Below are 17,600 nucleotides of genomic sequence, written 5' to 3'. Positions count from 1 at the left end.
GTACTATAGGTATCATGATTTATAGTCCATCAAATCAATATATTGGAGAACTATAACTAGGGTTTTGCTTATAAACGTCTGAAACCAAGGATCGTATCTTTTACAGGTTGCATAAGGTGCCTATTGACATAAAAGGTTCGAGGGGGAAAATTTCAGCATATGATGCATTGAAACTTTCTCAATCAGCCTTATTTTATTACTTAAGGGGATAATTGAAATGAAGGAAATTAACGAACTTAAAGCAGGAGTCGCTATTATTATTTTAGATGAAGATAATCGAGTATTATTGCAGAAGAGAGCTGATGTGGGGCTATGGGGGATCCCATCAGGACATGTAGAGATCGGGGAGACAGTATCCGAAGCAGCTATTAGGGAAATGAAGGAAGAAACGAATTTAGATATACGAATTACTAAGCTAATCGGTGTTTACTCTGATCCAGATTCACAGGTGTTTTCATACCCTAAAGGAAAAATAGTTCATTTTATAACAACCTGTTTTTTAGCTGAAATTATAAGCGGAGAACTTCGATGCAATTCTTCGGAATCACTCGATATTCAATATTTCGAACAACAAGATTTGCCATCAGATTTGTTGGAAATGCATCCTTGCTGGCTGAAAGATGCTTTGGCTGAGAGAGATTTGGCGTTTATACGTTAAGGTTCAGCGCTAAGAATAAGTACAAATGGAGAACGTCCAACCGGGCGTTCTTTTACTTTCCCAAAAGAAAACTGGCAAACAATGCGTTTGGTGGTTTTCTATTAATTAAGGGAAAAGAAAACAAATCTACCGTTGACGGCATGCTGCATACGCGAAACGAAAGCCGAAAGATAGAGAAGGTATAAGGCTAGGATAGCAATGCGATTAGTCTGGTTATCCAAAAATAAGGAGTGTGGAATGGCTGACGGAGAGGTGACATTCATTTGAAGAAAATGCTATGATTAGTAAATCAGTGTGTAGAGATATTGGCTTTCTCATTAACCAAAAATATATGTCTCATGATACGTCTGCCATCTGAAATATTATTCGCGGAGATGACAAACATGCATGGAGAAACAAGACTACCTAGAAACGGAAGAGAAGGTATATTATTTTTATTAATCATTTCAATTATTTCAGTAAACACAATCGCCCCTATTATTACAGGGTTGGAACGTGGCTTCAGTAAAGAGGTATATCTAGATACATTAAAGATTATTCCGTTTATGTGGATAATCGTAATTTTATCAGTACGATTGATTGCGGGACCGATTGTTGGTAAGCTGATACCAAAATTCGTGGGACAATCAGATGGGTTTAATGCCAGAATTCTATTGAATACTTTATTGAATGTTACGGTATTATCTATTATTCTATCGATTATCGGAACTTGGGTTGGTACGAAACAAATAAGCCTAGAACCATTTAAAAATTTCTTTCACATTTGGCCAAGAAACTTTGGTATAGCATTTTGGATTGAACTGTTGGTTGCACAGCCAATAGCAAGATTTGCGATGAAAAGATTACATGCAAGACAGGGTCGCAAAGCCGAAAGTGTAAATGCGTAACGCGCAGCAGGAACAAACTGCAAAGTAGGGAAATTGAATAATTATTAATGTGAAAACGTCCATTCGGGCGTTTTTTACATTTGTAAACCGATGCTGTGTTGAGTCGATGATGGTGGAGGTGATGAGTTAGGTAATTTGGTACCGTAATACTTGATGGTGATAAAAAGGTCTTTCGTCCTCCTTTGTAGTAGTATAGTGTAGAGGAATTATTATGGGAAATAAAATCTGTAATTCCACTCTTTTCTATTATGTTTTTAAGAATAGGAAATCTATTATAAAGGAAGTAGGCACATGAACATGAACATTGCTACAAATATCAATATTAGTACCCAAGTATTGAATGAAAGAGCGGTTTTAGCTTCACTAGAATCTAATTTAGCTATGATAGAATTCAATTTGGATGGGAAGGTTATTTGGGCAAATCAGAACTTTGCACAGACTTTGGGGTATAGTGTCGACGTAATGAAGAATATGTCACATGAACAATTTTGCACCTTAGAATTCCGGAATAGTAAGGAATATGCTGAGCTATGGGATAATCTAAGGAAAGGTAAAAAGTTTCAAGAGAAGATTCATAGGGTTAGTAAAGCAAAGGATTTACTTTGCCTAGAAGCTACTTATATTCCCGTTCTAAACGATAAAGGTGAAGTAAATGCTGTACTTAAAATCGCAACAAATATTACAGAACGCGAAAATAAAACGATAGAAATAGTTTCTCAATTAAAAAAGTTGTCTGAGGACTTAGGGGAAATGGTTACTGATAACTCTACGAAGAACATAAAAGCATTTCAATCTTTGAAGGAACAAACCAATTTAATAAGTGAAGTTTCTAAATCAATACGAAACATTTCTTCGCAAACTAATATTTTGGCATTGAATGCAGCTATTGAAGCGGCTCGAGCAGGGAAACATGGACTCGGTTTTAATGTGGTGGCAACAGAGGTTCGAAAATTGGCTGGTGATGTCGAAGGTGCGATAAAAAAGTGAATGCCAACGTAGACAACATTACAAAAGAAGTAATGAAGGTCAGTGAAGTAACGGAGAATTCGCAAAGGGCGGTTATTTCAACTCAATCTAAAATTAATGAGACAATGAAGGAATTTGAAGGTATTACTAAGTAGTAAACTAGCGTATTTTATTTGTAAATTAATTATATGCAACAAGTCAGAACGTTCCACTGGGCGTTCTTTTTCTTTGCTCAAAAATAGCGAAGGGGAGTGAATATCCTTGTCTAAGACGGAACGATATAAAAGGCACAATGTATTCAGAGAACTAAACAAAACCCTTGAAATAGAAGCAAATATTTTTGCTTCTATTTATAATCAAATGGTTGGGCTAAGACTTAATGAAAACACGATAAGAAAAGTAGATTACCTTGATGAATCATTACAATTGAATGGCATATCCAAACCAACACTTAATGCTATGTGGGATACAATAGATTCCAATATACATGACCTTTCTGGCTATTTAAGAATTAAAGCAGAAGAAGTAGGGAAAAAGAATATTTCTTGGCATGAGTTGATGACTTCATCTCAAGAAGGTTCTCTTCAGATTATTTTCTCACAAGCGAGCGATGGAATAACAAAGTCTCTTGTAAATATTGATAGCAGTATGTGTGAATTTGTAAAAGAATTAATTACAAAGGGATGGGTAGATGCAGAACAACGTAAAACAAAATCTTCGGGTGGGTTTTGTGCTCCGTTTACTCCAGAAGGCGAATCGCGGATTTCATTAAATTATGATAATAGCATAGAGAGTGCTAGAAGACTTGCACATGAATTAGGTCATGCTTGGCATTTTCAACAAATATTAATCTCCCATGAGTGCTTCCCATAAGGGAGCGATAGTCTGTGATGCACCGTGGACGTTGGAGTCTGACTAACGGATTGGCTTCTATGGCACCATAGTTCATCGATTTTCTTCGCCTGCCGTCCTAATCTATACCCGCTCTGCATACATTTTCATCCTATCGTATCTTGAAAGAGGAATTAGGCTTATGATCTTCCATAATCGCACCCGTTAATGGAACAATGGATTGGTAAAGTGATTTATATTTTTTTACTTAGGACTTCCCCTGATAAACCGTCTATTACACAAAACTCTTGGGATTCAAAACCCAGGTTACTCAATATCTTTTTAGAAGGGAGATTCTCTGGATCAATAATAGCTTTTAACACCATAATTTCTAATTGTTTTGCAATTTCAATTATTTTTTTGGCCGTCTCTGTCCCATAACCTTTCCCCCAGTATTCTGGTAGCAACATATATCCAATTTCTGCTTCACTAATTTGTTTTTCATTTAGTGTCAAATGCCCAAGTCCAACAAAGGTCTCATCGAAACAATCATAGACTTTATACGATCCGTATTTTTCATATTTTTCATTGCGTTTTAACAACTTTTGAAAATCTACTTTGGCTTCGTCATAAGGGATAGCCCGCTCTGTTATTTGCGCCATTACACTCTCGTTCGAAACAAGACTATAATAACTATCAAAATCATCTTCTTGAAATTTTAATAATTCTAAGTCCATATTTACCCCCAAATTATTATTTTGTGTGCATATTAATTAACAAATTGTATAGTCAATAAATATCTTAATCCTTACTTAATTATCTGGCCCGATTGTGGAAGAGTAATTATTTGTTGTCTGGATGCCATTTCAAAAACATTTCTCTCTCTATTACATTCAAAATGCATGGTGAATTCACTTGCGATTCTAACTTACTATGTTCCTCTAGAAACTCTGATTGTACACCAATTCTTATATAAGGAAGATTCTCTTGGGCCTTTTGAGAACGGACATTTGATAACTTCGCTCCTGCAAATACATGTTCTAAATTCAATATTGTAAAGGCAATATATAGAATTTCTGATTTAGCTAATGCGTTATAACCTTTTCCCCAATATTGATGCCCTATCCAAGTACCAATATGACAAGTTTTAGTGATGCTATCAATGTCTTTTAGTGTGATTACGCCAATTAAATTTTCGGTTTCATCAAGAATGACTCTTGAATATTGCTTACCTAGTCTTTCTTGCACCAGAATAAACTTGATAAAATCAATAGTACCTCCAAGTGAAGTTTGGTCATTGGTAAGTCCTAATGCATCTTTTACCTGGGGTGCTGATGATAGTGCAGACATTGATTTTGCATAGGTTTTATTATGCGGCACTAATGAAACCTTTAACAATCTTATCCCCCCAAAAATATTGATATTTAAATCTCTATCTAACAATCAATCTGGCCCGTTTGCGAAAGGTTGATCTTATTGAAAATCAGTCAAATTTATATAACAAGTATAACATTATCAATTCCGGAAAAACTGATTTCCTACCTTTGATCATCCAGAAGGTATGAAACGGTAAAAAACATGTCAAGGAGGGTACATTTCATTGGACGTAGTTAAATAAGCTATTAACGTATAGAGCGAGAGGGTATTTTGTATTTGCATTGAAACAATAGGCTTTATTAAGGTCTATTGTTAGTTTTTTGTATTCAACTAACGGACAGGTCAGTACATCAAAATACAAAAACAACGCCTAGATTGATAGGTTTAAATTATGGAGGAATGTTTATGTTATCTGACTTAGAATTGATGGAAAATTATGTAAACATGTTATTTAAACACGATACTGAAAATCGAGTAACAGTCGTGAATGAACCACCATACGATGTTGCACCAAGAATTTTCATTGGCGGCACCAACCTGGGGAGTGGAGTAAGGTATTCAAATAAGCTGGATGCGAGCCTTGTAGGGAAGTTAGAACAGGTTCCTGATGCTTTTCTAGGAGAAGTAATCAATGTTTTAAGCATAGACAGTAAATTAAATAATTTATGGATTGGACCAGCGTATGTGTTTTCTGTTGTAAGGGGCAAGGCCCATACACAAGCAATACAAGTAACTCATGAAAATAAAGAGCTTTTAAAGCCTTATTTTCCATATACATTTGAGGATTTTGAGCATAAGCAACCTTGTTTTGTAATAGTTGAGGACGATATTCCAGTTTCCATTTGTTGTAGTGCAAGGAGTACAACAAAAGCAGACGAAGCAAGTATATTCACACATGAAGATTACCGTGGACGAGGATACGGTATAGATGTTACAAATGTTTGGGCAACAGAGGTGCAAAAACAAGGACGAATTGCTTTATATAGCACATCGTGGGATAACTTTGCATCCCAATCTTTGGCAAGGAGGCTAGAATTGCTTCGGTATGGAACAGACATTCATATAAGTTAAAGTAACCGTAAAATGTAAGACTCCTTCTTCAGCTAACGAGTAGGTTTAATTTAGTTGAATTATTAAACGTATTCAAAATAGAAAGCATTAGTTATAGCTAAGCCGTTCAGTCTATAAAAGGGTACTAATTATTAATGGGATATGATTTTTGAAAGATATATGCTTAAAAATCTGAATAGTATTAGTGGACTGTTATTCAACTCCCGTGAAAATAAAAAACTCCCATTATTGATAATAGCACATAATAAAAAGCTCAGAAAAAATTTTTAAAAAAAGACTGAGCCCTGCAAAAGATAAAATTGAATTGAAAGGTAGATCAAGGATCAACTCGATTCTTCAAAAAAATATAGCAAGGGTGGTGCAGTAACCAGAGTAGGATTAATCTCCCATAAGTGCTACCCTTATAGGGTGCAACATTATGTTATGCACCGTGGTCGTTGGAGTCAGACTAACGGATAGGGCTCTACGGCATCATAGTTCATCGACCTTCTTCGCCAGCCGTCCTAATCTATACTCGTACTGCACACATTTTCATTCTCTGTAGTGTAGCGCTGATTTTGCGCTACATGTATGGCTAACGGGGCAGGTTACTTGAAGAGTTTTTTATAATTTGTGTTCAACAATCGGACCAGGTTGTTGAACAACGCCAATCAATCTACTTTTAGGAGTTTATTATGAAAAAAATTAATTTCCCTATAATTTTTAATTTAATAGTTCTTTTATATTTATTTGCAACTTTTTTTCTTCAATATGAATTTTTATTTATAACTCGTATTGTTTTAATTGTTTTTACAATAGTATTTTTAGTGATTCAAATAAAAAAAGAGTATTTTTTGGTAAATAAAATGATATTTATTATTTTTAGCGTGATTATTATAATTGCTTTAATAGTAAGTATACTATTCGATAATACTTCAGAGAATAGCCTGACAAATAATAGGTTTTTTTTAATCCCTGTATTTGTTTTTACTCTTGTTGGTATTATGTATAAAGATTTATATGATAATAACAAATAATAAAAAGCTCCTTTTAGTTCAACCGTAAACGGCACTGACCTAGAAATATGAGACAAATAAAAACACCTTTCGTTGAAAAACGGGTATTGATACCCTAACTAGACAACGTGGAGGTGTTTTTTTATGGGAACAAGAGTGAGCTATCCAGTAGAAGTGAAAATGAAGGCAATTGAGATGCGTTTGGCCGGAATACCCGTGAAAGAGGTATTAGCGACGTTAACTATTCGGAACCACTCTCAATTAAAGACATGGATGAAATTGTATCGTGAGGGTCAATTACACCGCCTAGAACAACCAGTTGGAAAACAATATGCCTTCGGCAAAGGTCCTGAGTACGAAACAGAGACAGCTAAATTACAAGTAGAAAATCGTTATTTAAAACAACAGATTGAGGTCTTAAAAAAGTACGCAGAGTTGGAGATGACGTGGTTCCCAAAATAGTCGTGCAGCTTGTCGAGGAATTAAGCGGAATTATGCCAATCACGGAAATTTGTAAGCATCTGGGTGTACCTCGTTCAACCTATTACCGTTGGAAAAAGGAAAGTGGAATTGAAACAAAGAAGGACAAGCATCTTACAAAGTGAACAAGTAATTTGTGAGAAAACAGTCCAAGATGTGATGCGAAAATACGGGTGGCAATGTCGTGTGAAAGTGAAGAAACGTAAGCGTACTGGACAGCTAGCTTATATTGCGCCGAATTTATTAGCACGTAATTTTAGATCGGAGAAACCGTTTGAGAAGCTGGTCACAGATATTACTTACTTGCCTTTTGGTCAATCCATGTTATATCTTTCAAGTATTATTGATTTGTTTAATAGCGAGGTCATTGCCGAAACGATTGGGCAAACGCAAGATACACAATTTGTCTTAGATACACTCAAGCAGTTGCCAGACTTGCCAGAGGGCTGTATCTTGCATAGTGATCAAGGTTCGGTTTACACGTCGTATGCCTATCAACACGCAGTGAAAGAAAAAGGAATTACCATGAGCATGTCCCGCAAAGGCACGCCCGCTGATAATTCCCGAATTGAGACGTTTCACTCCTCACTAAAGTCTGAAACGTTCTATCTCGACGAAATTCACCGGACAACAAATGCATATGTCATCCAAATCGTCGAAGACTACATTGATTATTATAACAATATCCGTATTCAAACGAAATTAAACAGCCAGTCGCCGGTAAAATACCGTCAACTGGCTGCACTATAAGGTGTTTTCTTACTGTCTCAAAAACGACAGTTAGTGCCAACTGAAAGGGGCTTTTGTTATAATAAGAGACTGTTAGTTGAAGAAAAATAAAGCTAATTAGCATTCTTGTTTCTATATTCGTTATTCCATAATAGTGTGCAATTGTTTAATAAGTGCCTCTGTTCTTCTTAAACTCACATGAAAATTAAAGAACTATCAAAATCAATAAAATAGCATAACAAAAAAGACTGAGCCTACAAAATGATTATATTAAGTTGAAAGTTAGTCAGTAACCAACTCCATTCTTCATAGAATAAAGGCAGGCTGGTGCAATAACCAGAGTAGGACTAATCTCCCGTGAGTCCTATTCGTATAGAATGCGACAGTCTGTGATGCACCGGGATCATGGGGGTCAGACTAACGGATGCTTTAGTTTAAGATCGAGAGGTCTTAGTTAGCTTTTTTTCTTGTTGAACTAACGAAGCAGTTTAGCTTAATAAGATATTAAAATATTAATATAATTCTACAAGTGAGGATAATTTGAAATAAATTAATTTTTAGGGGAGGGAAGTCTGAATGAGAAACATTATCTTGATACAGCATTGTCAATCAGAACACCATATAAATAACATGTCAGGAGGATGGACAGATACACCTTTAACAGATTTAGGGAGAAAACAAGCAAAACTTATAGGGGACAAATTAAAAGAGGAAATAGTAGATAATAACGAATATGCTTTTTATTCATCTGATTTATTAAGAGCAGCACAAACAGCAGAAATAATTGGCAATCAGATAAACTTAAAAGTCATCAAAAATAAAGGACTTCGTGAAATAAATACTGGTGTTGCAGCAGGAAAAACAAAGGATTGGGCAAGAGAAAATAGAATACCAAGGAAAAATAGTGGATTTGATTTAGATTATCAAGAATTTAAAGATGGAGAGACATGGAGAGAGTTTTATAGTCGTGTTTGTAGTTGTATGGATAGGATATATGAAATGGAAAAGGGGGGGGATTTATTGATTGTCACACATGGTGGTACTTTGGGTTATATTATGGCTTGGTGGATGAAATTTGAACCTAAAAGGATTGTTAACGCATACTTTTCTTCAGCAGTAGGAGGTATTACAGTTCTAAGTCAAAATAGTTTTCAGCAGAATGTTTTAAATAAGTTTAATGATACCTCTCATTTTCCTTTATTGAACTAACGCAGCATGTTAGTTCAATAAGGGATTCCATTTTTTATAACAAAAAAGAGTTCGAAATAATATGATTAAACAAGAAATTGTACAGGGGCTTAATAGGGGAGATGGAAATATTGAAAATATTAAAAGTTATCTTATCAGTTATTGTTATAGCATTAGCAGGTTATGGTCTAATTACTAAAAACTTTGAGTTTATGCCATATATGATGTTGTTCTTAGGTGTGTTTATGTTGGTTACGGGGATTTCGGAACTACAAGCAAAAAAGAAAACAAGTGCGATATCTTTTATCCTTGCAGCAGCATTTTTATTTTTTGTTGCCATTTACACTTTTTAAGCTTACGGGGCAGGATACTAAATAAAGAGGGGAGTTGTATAAATACCAACTTGTCAGAATTGTGGTCGGAAATGGAGTTGGAAAGACACGATCACTCAGGTATTTAGAATCAAGTTGAGATGTCCTTATTGTGAAGGTGTCCAGTATTTATCTGCAAAATAAAGGGTACGTGCTTCTCTTTTATATCTTCCAGTCCTTATTATTCAATTCTTTTTATTAACTTCGCATCTATTCTATTCTAGTATTATAGGAATCAATGTTATTTTGCTGGCTTTAGCAACCGTTCATATGCCATTCATTTATTAATTATGCAATGAAGAAGAACCTCTCTGGAAGAACTTTTCAATTCATTGTTATTCCATTAAAGAAAGGCTGCTTAAGTGGAAGATCATAGAGTTGCTAAAGCATCTCCTTTTTTACTTGAACTCCAATGAAAATTAAACGCCAAACTTCGCAAAAATGACAACACTAAAGGAGATACTGCTCAATATTTTTTAAAAAAGAGTGCAGCGTCTAGTTCCTGACTCAGATTATTTGTTGGATTAGGAGACTTCTGGTTCAGTGATTGTAATGTTGTATCCTAAGTTTTCGAGCCTTCGAACAGAATACCGTACAATGGATTGTTGTTTTTGTTTGTCGAAATAATCTTCGTCTAAGTCTACATAAATTTCTTTGCGTGTTAAGAGATAATAGGCAATCTTCAAATTGGCATGGCGACAGAAATACCTGCACGTTTTTTTCCTTTCCGTGCTGCTGTACGCCTATAAATTGCTCCAAGATAGGTTTTTGACCCTCTTATAGAGTGAGCGGCTTCTATTTGAACTGCTCAAATTGATTAGTTACCCATCGCTCTTGATTTTTCACAATGTATTTTCAACCGCTATTAATCAATGGTATTAGGGCGTTTGTTTGTTAAATTCATAAAACGAAACGATCTTTATCACGAACCTTACAGCTCATTTCACTCAGCAAATAATCCTCAACAGCTACTCGTATCTTTCCTTCCGATTCATTCCATCCCACCCGGTTTTCCCGATAGTTAATTTCTTCCTCTAGCCACTAAAAAAGGGGAGTAAGCACTTTGTAATTGTAAAATAAAAATGTATACCTCTAAAATTTCCTTTTGGTAATGTGCATATTAATAATATGTGTAACATTATAAACAATCTATGATGTAATAAAACATCATGTACAATTTCTTGTCTTTAATCATACAGAGTAGAGTGGGGGCCTTTTTTGTTTGTCGAATTAAAAAGGTATTCGTATGAATCAGGACGAATAAAGAGCGATGCTCTGTTTTTCTTCAACTATTGGGGAGATTAGGACAACAATCAGTTATTGTAGAAGTATAGAAATACGAGGGGGATAATAATGCTTATTGATTTATTGTCGAACCGGTCTGATTATGTTAATGATGTTTCAAATATGATATATAAAGAATTTGTAGTAAATACAGGTAGTAAAATGACTTTTGAAGAAGTCTGTATATACTTTTCAAATACAAATTCCGAACGATTTCCAATTACTTTAATTGCAATAGAAGAAAACGAGTGTACAGGTACTATATCAATATTTGAAAATGATTTAAAGGAACGGGAATTGTACAAACCATGGCTCGCTTCTTTATATACAAAACCTGAGCATCGGGGTAAAGGAGTAGGGCAAAAGCTGATAACTGAAACTTTAAAAGTTGTAAAGAAATTAGGTTATAAAGAATTATATTTAAGAACAGAAAATGCTTCAGATTACTATCGAGATAGAGGATGGAGTTTTGTTGAGACTATTACAGATGATATAGGTCAAAAAATTGATGTTTTCAAGTTTGATCTTAACAATAAAAAAATAATCAATTAAAGAGTGGTAATCAATAACTAATTAACTATTCCAATTACTTATTTTTCGGCATAATTAAAAGGAAGAGGTTGTCAAAATGACGAAAGAAGTTATTTTAAATTACGATGATTTATTAAATATGTTAGATAATCAATTAAGAGAACCTAGAGAATTTTGGGAAGGTTTTTATTCTAATCGTGATAAGGAAATACCATTCTTTAAAATAAAAGGTCCTGATGAGAACTTAGTTGAGAATTACGAGAATGGTCTAAATCCGACTCGTGTACTAGAAATTGGTTGTGGACCAGGTAGAAACGCTATTTATATGGCTCAAAAAGGTTGTAAAGTGGATGCTCTAGATATTTCACAGAATGCTATTGATTGGGCAATGGAAAGGGCAAGAAAAGATGAAGTAGATATAAACTTTTATTGCCATTCATTATTTAGTTTTCCCTTTGAACCTAATTCATATGACTTTGTTTACGATTGTGGTTTACTTCATCATTTAGCGCCACATAGGCGGTTATCATATTTAGAAGTAATTAAAAAAGCACTTAAACCAAATGGCTATTTTGGTTTGGTGTGCTTCAATACAGATGGTGCATTAGATACTTCTGATTGGGAATTTTATAGAGCGGGTAGTTTAAATAAAGGTATAGGTTATACAGAAAAGAGACTTAAAGAAGTATTCACAAAGGACTTTGACATCCTTAATTTCAGGAGAATGAAAAAGATTACTCAACCAAGTGAATTTTTCGGAGAAGAGTTTTTGTGGACAAGCTTAATGCAAATGAAATAGTTTTTGAAATAACCGGGAGCGTTAGTTGAACAAAAAGAGATCTTCTATTGACGGTCTTACATTTGCTTGCTAGACGAACGTTTATTCGGTATAGTGAATCAAGACAGGGAACGAATGTACGTAATCGGTTAATTAAGTCAGTTGAATATGACGAATCCCTAGATATGGATATACATGGCTGCAGACGAATCTAATCAGCAAACGAAGAATCAATGTACTGCAGGTCGCTGAGGTATCATTCCATGCCTAGTGTTTCTACGTAACCCCAATCAGAAATTTACACTTGATAACGTGCTGGCGCTTGTTCCCATCGTATATAAAGAAAGAATGGTGATCTAATGCCGTTAATCCCAGGAGAAGCATTACCGTATTTCGAGAATATGATTTATTTACCGATGATTATAAGTATCTTGGAGAGAGACCGAGAAGTGATTAAAACAAGCTCATTCAAGTTGAAAGGACCTTACACCTATATCGTTGAAAGTGCGTTAAAGACCGTTCGAGCTGAATTGGCAGAAACGAATAATTATGCACGAAGAAAAAACATGAAGTTAATTAAAAGGGGAAAAGATGGGACGTTCACCGAGTATGCATTTATTCATGGCGGCTATGAGGACAAGAGACGCTACTTGAATATACGGCTACGTAACAGGACGGAAGAATTGATTGGTATTTATTTTGCAATGGTAGAAAATCAAGGCATAAGGGGAGTTGCTACAACGTGATTGATCAGAGCGCTGAAGAGTTGGCCATATCACTGATGTTTAGGGAACACCTAGCGGAATTAAGAGACTGGTACAGAAAGAATGATGAAAATGGTAGCACTTCCAAAACCACCGAAATCAAAGGCTGCAGCGGTAGGCCCAAAACTAACAGGAACAGATGTTCTTGAAATTGGCGGGAGAATTGGTGAATCAATAGAATTCGCCGTAGAAGTTGGAATCATGATATTTGCCCATAAGTGGTATGAATCATTTACAGGAGTCGTTAAAGATATAGAAAATCAGCGAGGTTTTTCGGTTTATGCGAAATTATGGAATTAACGTCTCGAACCAGTACAACGAGTTGATTATAGACGTAGCAAGATATCAATCTAAGAATCAACCATAAATCTATTGATTATAAAGTGGTATTCGTATAAATTTGGGCAAATAAAGAACAATGCTCTGTTCTTATTCAACTGGCGGGACAAATTCGTTAAATAAGTTCCCTTCCATCTGTTTGATTGTGTGACAGCTCATGTTATAATGAGGAGCTTAGGATAATTACGACTTTAACTCATAATAGAACGGATGCCCCAAAAAAGCCTCCGCCTATAGATAAAATATGGAGGTGTAAGAGAATGATTAAACGATGGACGATCGATAAAATTAGAGAATTTGTTGAGAAAAATTCGGAAAGTAAGTTGTTAACGAATGAATATCTCGGTTTTTCTCAAAAGTTACAATTTAAATGTGCATGTGGTAGCAACTTTGAAAAAACATTTACGAAATTTAATAATAATAACCAACGTAAATGTGACGTGTGCCAACCGCCAAAAGCGTCACGCAGCGTAGAGTGAATAAACGAAGTGCTGATTTCTATTAAAGAGGAATTGGCGCTATTTTTATTTTATAGGAGTAAGATTAGATGCCCTTATCAAACCACAAACAGATGAACAATACATGTCTATAAAAGAAAGGAAACAAAATGAAAAATATGAATTTTAGTGAAGCCGTTGAACGTTCTTTACAATTAAGAAAAACCTACCATAATTTAGAACGACAGTATCATGAAAAAGAATGGACAGTAGAAGAAGATGCGCTAGCTTTCCTGACAGATGCTGGTTTGGTAGGTCGTCTAACAATGTCTCAACAAGGGCGTTGGCCAACAAATGGAGAAACTGAATCTGAACTTGAACATAAGCTTGGTGAATGTATGTGGTGGCTGATTAATTTGGCTGACCGCACGGATATTGATATTAGTGAAGCATTGGAAAAATTCTTAACCAAAACCGAAAAGAAAATAGGGGATTGAGCTAATAAGCTTATTGATAATAGCGCATAACCAAAAAAGCTGAGCTATAAGAATGATAATATGGAATGGATAGGTAAATGAAAAATCATCCCCATACATCCACCCACCCACCCTAGAATATAGGCAAGGCTGGGGCAGTAACCAGAGTAGGATTGATCTCCCGTAAGTGCTGCCAATATTGGGTACGACAGTCTGTGATGCACTGTGGTCGTTGGAGCCAGGGCTTCTCTGCCCATCATAGTAGATCGACCCAATACCCGTTCAGCACACATTTTCATCCTCTATGGTGTAGCTCTGGTTTTGCGCTACATGTATGGCTAGCATGCGCATTAGTCGAACAACAGGAGATTATCTATTGACAGTCTTTAATATGGATAATCCGAGAACACTGTGGTATCAACGTTGCCTAGTTATCCATGAGAAGGTTAAATAAGTACAAAACCAAAGCTACCTGTCCACAAATTGAAATTGTGGCTGGGTCGCTTTTTTACGTTAAGCAAAAAGTTGCGTAATATCAAACCAAAAAGAGGACTTCCTCACTGTAAGTCGAATTACAAGTGTGGGGGAAGATGTAAATGCGTTACGATAGAAACAACTTAATCGTATTAATGAAAAGTGACCTTGCAAATTATCCTTGTCGAAAATATAATGATGAATCATTCACTAATAACGAATTATCAAAAAAGGATAAACAAATTATTGATAGTAGTAAATATAAAAAATGTAATGGGTGTGGTGGTAATATGTCTGCAGAAGAAAAAGAAAGAGAGAGATTAAAGGCAAAAGAACAACAGAAAAATCCAGGTAGCACTTTAAATAATACGTGGGCACAAGCAACCACAGGTGCACCAAGTGGTAGCTGTTTAATAAATATTAATTCATTCATTATGATTATAGTATTTGTGCTTTAAATTAGGGCTTGTTCAAATTAATACTTATTCAACTTACTGGAGCATCAGTTGGAAAAAGGATAAAATCTTTAAGAATAGCCGATTCTTCTTCAATAAGTAAGGTAGACGAAAAACTATGTTAGATTCAATTCGGCGAAAAATTGGAAAGGAGTTTCCACTTATGGATACGTTAACAATTAAAGAACTTCAATCACGCAATGAAATTATTGAAGCATTTCCTGTTATGAAGCAGTTACGAACTCACTTGGATGAAAATACTTATCTTGAAATAGTAATTGCTGCGCAAGAGAATGATAGATATAAAATGTTCGCTTTACTAGATGGTGGTGAAATTGTTGCAGTTACTGGTTTGAAGCCGATGATAACACTTTCTAGTGGCAGATTTATTTGGATTTGTGACTTGGTTACAGATACTACTATACGTTCAAAAGGATACGGTGAAAAACTACTTACATATGTTCATGAATGGGCAAAAGAAAATAATTATGAAAGTGTTTCTTTATCTTCAGGATTACAGCGTACAGATGCACACCGTTTTTATGAGGATAAAATGAAGTATGCCAAAACTAGTTATGTGTTTAAAACAACTTTAAAATAAATATGATATTTCACTAATGGATGTAATAGTTGAACAAGAGAAGATTGTCTATTGACGGTCTTCTCTTGTTTGTTCGGAATAAGAGCATTCATTCTGTGCGTTTGGTGAAAAGAGGAAACTAGTGTGCATAATAAATGTGCTACAGGTTGGAGAAGTATCATTCCGTGTTAATTGTTTTCTATGCAAAACCAATTAAAGGGGCCTTACATCAATCTTATAGAAGAAACATCTTACGTTTTTGTATGATATTCAGTGGTGTGCCATTATAAAAATTCCTCTTATTGTTAGTCAGCTAACGACTATGATGAATGGGATTTTATAATGGCCATTTTTTGTCTAAGTTTAGTTGGCAAAGTTAATTATATAACTAGAATAAATTCAATCAGTAACTATCAAGCCTAATAGAGAAGCAAATTGAATTGCTTGGAAAGAACTCACTTTGCAGCCTTTAAGATCTGCTAGAGATACTGTAAGTGATTCAAAAGTAGAATTACTAATATCGATTCCTTTAAGTGGTGTCTTTTCAAAGTTTGCTCTGTTTATGTTGCATAATCTAAATTCGACGTTTTTAAATATACAATCATAAAAATCAGAGCTTACTAATGATGTGTCTAGAAATTTAACTCTTTCTAGTTTTGAATTTCCGAATGAGGCTAAGTTCAGTGAAGAATTATCAAACTCAACATTGCCAAATCGAGACTCTGTAAAATCCAGACCTAATAATTTACAATTTTTAAATACCGTCCTATGTATAGAAGAACTACTCAAGTTAGCATTTGAAAAATCGCAGTTATCAAAAATAACATCAGTAATGTCGATATTACTAAAATTAGTATTGTTAAACTTACAATTTTTTAAAGACATTTTAGATAATCGCACTCTATGCAACACTTCATTAGCAAAAAAGGAATCATTAATTATACATAATTCAAGTTCTGGATCTTCTTGGTAAAAAATATCTTGGAAATTGATTGTAGGTAAATCGTTTGGTATTCTTGGTGAATCGATTTTCATTTAACTACCTCTCTCAAATATAAATTTTGTGCATTTGTTTAAGGAAAGAACTTCATCCCTTGAATAGCAACTCTAAGCTATTATTGATTATTATAAAAGACTATATTTTTAAGGGAATCTGTGTGCAACGTTAGGAGCTTTTCTTAAATTAACGGCGAGATTCAGTTAAATACGCGAAGTTTCTCCAACGCTAACTTATCAACATCAAGAAAATAAAGTATTCATTTCACTTTAATTTTTGTTATCGATGGATACTCAGAATAGAAAGTTATGGGTATTTGGGCAAGATGTGTCTGAAGATGATGGTAGAAAATTAAAAGACCTGCGAGCGAAAAGACAGAACTCAATGCAATCATTAAGGGGGAACCTGAATTACTATGTCGCCATAGTCAAGGTGATATGATTTTCAGCTTTAATCAATTCTATAAAATATCTTGGTTCGATTCTATTTCTACAACAAACGAACACCTAGGTTGAGAGGTGTATTTTTTATGACCAATCTGAATCCTTTTATTAGGATTGATATTCCTTTTTTTGTCGGATATTATAGTATTTAAGCATTAAGGTGTTAGAGTGTTAAAGTATTAGATATATGAGGAGTGGTTTTATGAGTGGGGCTGTCAAAGTTTATGCTATTACTGAATTTGGACTGGGAGCTAGAGGGAGCAGTGAAGGAATTGTTGATTTTCAAACTGCGCAATTGATGATGGATGCGGACATTGTTAGGATAAGCAATAAATGCTACCGAGTAAAATACAAAGAGGTTACAGAATGTGGGAAAATAAATTTTTATTCTGAAGAAATTATCAGAAAAAGTTTTACGGAATTGAAATTAAGTGAAATCGAGTAATACTATAACGTTCGTCCGTCACTGGCGATTATTTATTTAAAGGA

At 34.8% G+C, this 17,600-nt stretch carries 19 protein-coding genes and 2 pseudogenes; 18 read left to right on the top strand and 3 right to left on the bottom strand.

All coding sequences use genetic code 11. The annotated features are described in order from the left end of the window. Window positions 1–217: 217 nt before the first annotated feature. From ACP8HG_RS06680 to ACP8HG_RS06665, 4 genes and pseudogenes are all read left to right on the top strand, one after another. Window positions 218–658, top strand: a complete 441-nt coding sequence (locus tag ACP8HG_RS06680) for an NUDIX domain-containing protein (RefSeq protein ID WP_438298400.1) — start codon at window positions 218–220, stop codon at window positions 656–658. A 383-nt stretch (window positions 659–1,041) separates the two neighbouring features. Continuing rightward, window positions 1,042–1,545, top strand: coding sequence for a hypothetical protein (locus ACP8HG_RS06675; protein ID WP_342538269.1), 504 nt, complete (start codon window positions 1,042–1,044; stop codon window positions 1,543–1,545). A 297-nt stretch (window positions 1,546–1,842) separates the two neighbouring features. Continuing rightward, window positions 1,843–2,666 (top strand): annotated as a pseudogene (locus ACP8HG_RS06670) (methyl-accepting chemotaxis protein). A gap of 106 nt (window positions 2,667–2,772) precedes the next feature. Then, window positions 2,773–3,384 carry a hypothetical protein gene (locus tag ACP8HG_RS06665; protein WP_438298399.1) on the top strand — a complete coding sequence of 204 codons (612 nt, stop codon included), beginning with the start codon at window positions 2,773–2,775 and terminating at the stop codon, window positions 3,382–3,384. 212 nt (window positions 3,385–3,596) lie between these two features. On the opposite strand, the gene ACP8HG_RS06660 is transcribed toward ACP8HG_RS06665, so the two are convergent. Together ACP8HG_RS06660 and ACP8HG_RS06655 are read right to left on the bottom strand one after the other, a co-directional pair. Beyond that, window positions 3,597–4,079 carry a GNAT family N-acetyltransferase gene (locus ACP8HG_RS06660; RefSeq protein WP_438298398.1) on the bottom strand — a complete coding sequence of 161 codons (483 nt, stop codon included), beginning with the start codon at window positions 4,077–4,079 and terminating at the stop codon, window positions 3,597–3,599. Window positions 4,080–4,185: 106 nt separating this feature from the next. Continuing rightward, window positions 4,186–4,740: a GNAT family N-acetyltransferase gene (locus tag ACP8HG_RS06655; protein ID WP_438298397.1), complete on the bottom strand. Its 555-nt coding sequence runs from the start codon at window positions 4,738–4,740 to the stop codon at window positions 4,186–4,188. Between the two features lie 384 nt (window positions 4,741–5,124). On the opposite strand from ACP8HG_RS06655, the gene ACP8HG_RS06650 reads away from it, so the two are divergent. The 13 genes and pseudogenes from ACP8HG_RS06650 to ACP8HG_RS06590 all read left to right on the top strand — a co-directional run bounded on the left by ACP8HG_RS06650 (window position 5,125) and on the right by ACP8HG_RS06590 (window position 15,692). Next, window positions 5,125–5,790 carry a GNAT family N-acetyltransferase gene (locus tag ACP8HG_RS06650; RefSeq protein WP_438298396.1) on the top strand — a complete coding sequence of 222 codons (666 nt, stop codon included), beginning with the start codon at window positions 5,125–5,127 and terminating at the stop codon, window positions 5,788–5,790. Window positions 5,791–6,464: 674 nt separating this feature from the next. Continuing rightward, on the top strand, window positions 6,465–6,806 hold the full coding sequence (locus ACP8HG_RS06645; RefSeq protein ID WP_438298395.1) for a hypothetical protein: 342 nt from the start codon (window positions 6,465–6,467) through the stop codon (window positions 6,804–6,806). A 123-nt stretch (window positions 6,807–6,929) separates the two neighbouring features. Beyond that, window positions 6,930–8,015 (top strand): annotated as a pseudogene (locus ACP8HG_RS06640) (IS3 family transposase). A gap of 555 nt (window positions 8,016–8,570) precedes the next feature. Further along, window positions 8,571–9,203: a histidine phosphatase family protein gene (locus ACP8HG_RS06635; RefSeq protein ID WP_438298394.1), complete on the top strand. Its 633-nt coding sequence runs from the start codon at window positions 8,571–8,573 to the stop codon at window positions 9,201–9,203. Window positions 9,204–9,304: 101 nt separating this feature from the next. Beyond that, entirely contained in the window at window positions 9,305–9,535 is a 231-nt protein-coding gene (locus tag ACP8HG_RS06630) for a DUF3953 domain-containing protein (protein WP_399632462.1), read from the top strand. Window positions 9,536–10,906: 1,371 nt separating this feature from the next. Next, entirely contained in the window at window positions 10,907–11,389 is a 483-nt protein-coding gene (locus tag ACP8HG_RS06625; RefSeq protein ID WP_438298393.1) for a GNAT family N-acetyltransferase, read from the top strand. A gap of 76 nt (window positions 11,390–11,465) precedes the next feature. Further along, window positions 11,466–12,167, top strand: coding sequence for a class I SAM-dependent methyltransferase (locus tag ACP8HG_RS06620; protein ID WP_438298392.1), 702 nt, complete (start codon window positions 11,466–11,468; stop codon window positions 12,165–12,167). A 338-nt stretch (window positions 12,168–12,505) separates the two neighbouring features. Further along, window positions 12,506–12,892, top strand: a complete 387-nt coding sequence (locus ACP8HG_RS06615; RefSeq protein ID WP_438298391.1) for a hypothetical protein — start codon at window positions 12,506–12,508, stop codon at window positions 12,890–12,892. A gap of 81 nt (window positions 12,893–12,973) precedes the next feature. Then, the gene (locus ACP8HG_RS06610) at window positions 12,974–13,210 is read left to right on the top strand and encodes a hypothetical protein (RefSeq protein WP_438298390.1); all 237 of its coding nucleotides are present in this window, start codon (window positions 12,974–12,976) and stop codon (window positions 13,208–13,210) included. Between the two features lie 299 nt (window positions 13,211–13,509). Continuing rightward, the gene (locus ACP8HG_RS06605; protein WP_338656594.1) at window positions 13,510–13,728 is read left to right on the top strand and encodes a hypothetical protein; all 219 of its coding nucleotides are present in this window, start codon (window positions 13,510–13,512) and stop codon (window positions 13,726–13,728) included. Between the two features lie 128 nt (window positions 13,729–13,856). Beyond that, entirely contained in the window at window positions 13,857–14,183 is a 327-nt protein-coding gene (locus ACP8HG_RS06600; protein ID WP_338656595.1) for a MazG-like protein, read from the top strand. Window positions 14,184–14,758: 575 nt separating this feature from the next. Beyond that, window positions 14,759–15,094, top strand: coding sequence for a hypothetical protein (locus ACP8HG_RS06595; RefSeq protein ID WP_438298389.1), 336 nt, complete (start codon window positions 14,759–14,761; stop codon window positions 15,092–15,094). 160 nt (window positions 15,095–15,254) lie between these two features. Further along, a complete protein-coding gene (locus ACP8HG_RS06590) occupies window positions 15,255–15,692 on the top strand; it encodes a GNAT family N-acetyltransferase (protein WP_338656598.1) in 438 nt (145 codons plus the stop codon). Between the two features lie 378 nt (window positions 15,693–16,070). Here the strand turns inward: ACP8HG_RS06590 and ACP8HG_RS06585 are convergent, their stop codons facing one another. Then, complete coding sequence (locus ACP8HG_RS06585; RefSeq protein WP_438298388.1) at window positions 16,071–16,706, bottom strand: pentapeptide repeat-containing protein; 636 nt, start codon at window positions 16,704–16,706, stop codon at window positions 16,071–16,073. A 607-nt stretch (window positions 16,707–17,313) separates the two neighbouring features. Here ACP8HG_RS06585 and ACP8HG_RS06580 point away from each other — a divergent pair. Further along, window positions 17,314–17,556, top strand: coding sequence for a hypothetical protein (locus ACP8HG_RS06580; RefSeq protein WP_338656599.1), 243 nt, complete (start codon window positions 17,314–17,316; stop codon window positions 17,554–17,556). The last annotated feature ends 44 nt before the right edge of the window (window positions 17,557–17,600 follow it).

This window comes from Sporosarcina sp. FA15 (assembly GCF_051550195.1).
Classification (GTDB): domain Bacteria; phylum Bacillota; class Bacilli; order Bacillales_A; family Planococcaceae; genus Sporosarcina; species Sporosarcina psychrophila.
Note: the sequence above shows the minus strand (reverse complement) of the source record. Positions and strands in the feature narration are given on the sequence as shown.

Bases quoted from the DNA above. Each gene is read 5' to 3' on its own strand.
- ACP8HG_RS06680 (WP_438298400.1), top strand. From the start codon at position 218: ATGAAGGAAATTAACGAACTTAAAGCAGGAGTCGCTATTATTATTTTA.
- ACP8HG_RS06675 (WP_342538269.1), top strand. From the start codon at position 1,042: ATGCATGGAGAAACAAGACTACCTAGAAACGGAAGAGAAGGTATATTA.
- ACP8HG_RS06660 (WP_438298398.1), bottom strand. From the start codon at position 4,079: ATGGACTTAGAATTATTAAAATTTCAAGAAGATGATTTTGATAGTTAT.
- ACP8HG_RS06650 (WP_438298396.1), top strand. From the start codon at position 5,125: ATGTTATCTGACTTAGAATTGATGGAAAATTATGTAAACATGTTATTT.
- ACP8HG_RS06645 (WP_438298395.1), top strand. From the start codon at position 6,465: ATGAAAAAAATTAATTTCCCTATAATTTTTAATTTAATAGTTCTTTTA.
- ACP8HG_RS06635 (WP_438298394.1), top strand. From the start codon at position 8,571: ATGAGAAACATTATCTTGATACAGCATTGTCAATCAGAACACCATATA.
- ACP8HG_RS06630 (WP_399632462.1), top strand. From the start codon at position 9,305: ATGGAAATATTGAAAATATTAAAAGTTATCTTATCAGTTATTGTTATA.
- ACP8HG_RS06625 (WP_438298393.1), top strand. From the start codon at position 10,907: ATGCTTATTGATTTATTGTCGAACCGGTCTGATTATGTTAATGATGTT.
- ACP8HG_RS06620 (WP_438298392.1), top strand. From the start codon at position 11,466: ATGACGAAAGAAGTTATTTTAAATTACGATGATTTATTAAATATGTTA.
- ACP8HG_RS06615 (WP_438298391.1), top strand. From the start codon at position 12,506: ATGCCGTTAATCCCAGGAGAAGCATTACCGTATTTCGAGAATATGATT.
- ACP8HG_RS06610 (WP_438298390.1), top strand. From the start codon at position 12,974: ATGATGAAAATGGTAGCACTTCCAAAACCACCGAAATCAAAGGCTGCA.
- ACP8HG_RS06605 (WP_338656594.1), top strand. From the start codon at position 13,510: ATGATTAAACGATGGACGATCGATAAAATTAGAGAATTTGTTGAGAAA.
- ACP8HG_RS06600 (WP_338656595.1), top strand. From the start codon at position 13,857: ATGAAAAATATGAATTTTAGTGAAGCCGTTGAACGTTCTTTACAATTA.
- ACP8HG_RS06595 (WP_438298389.1), top strand. From the start codon at position 14,759: ATGCGTTACGATAGAAACAACTTAATCGTATTAATGAAAAGTGACCTT.
- ACP8HG_RS06590 (WP_338656598.1), top strand. From the start codon at position 15,255: ATGGATACGTTAACAATTAAAGAACTTCAATCACGCAATGAAATTATT.
- ACP8HG_RS06585 (WP_438298388.1), bottom strand. From the start codon at position 16,706: ATGAAAATCGATTCACCAAGAATACCAAACGATTTACCTACAATCAAT.
- ACP8HG_RS06580 (WP_338656599.1), top strand. From the start codon at position 17,314: ATGAGTGGGGCTGTCAAAGTTTATGCTATTACTGAATTTGGACTGGGA.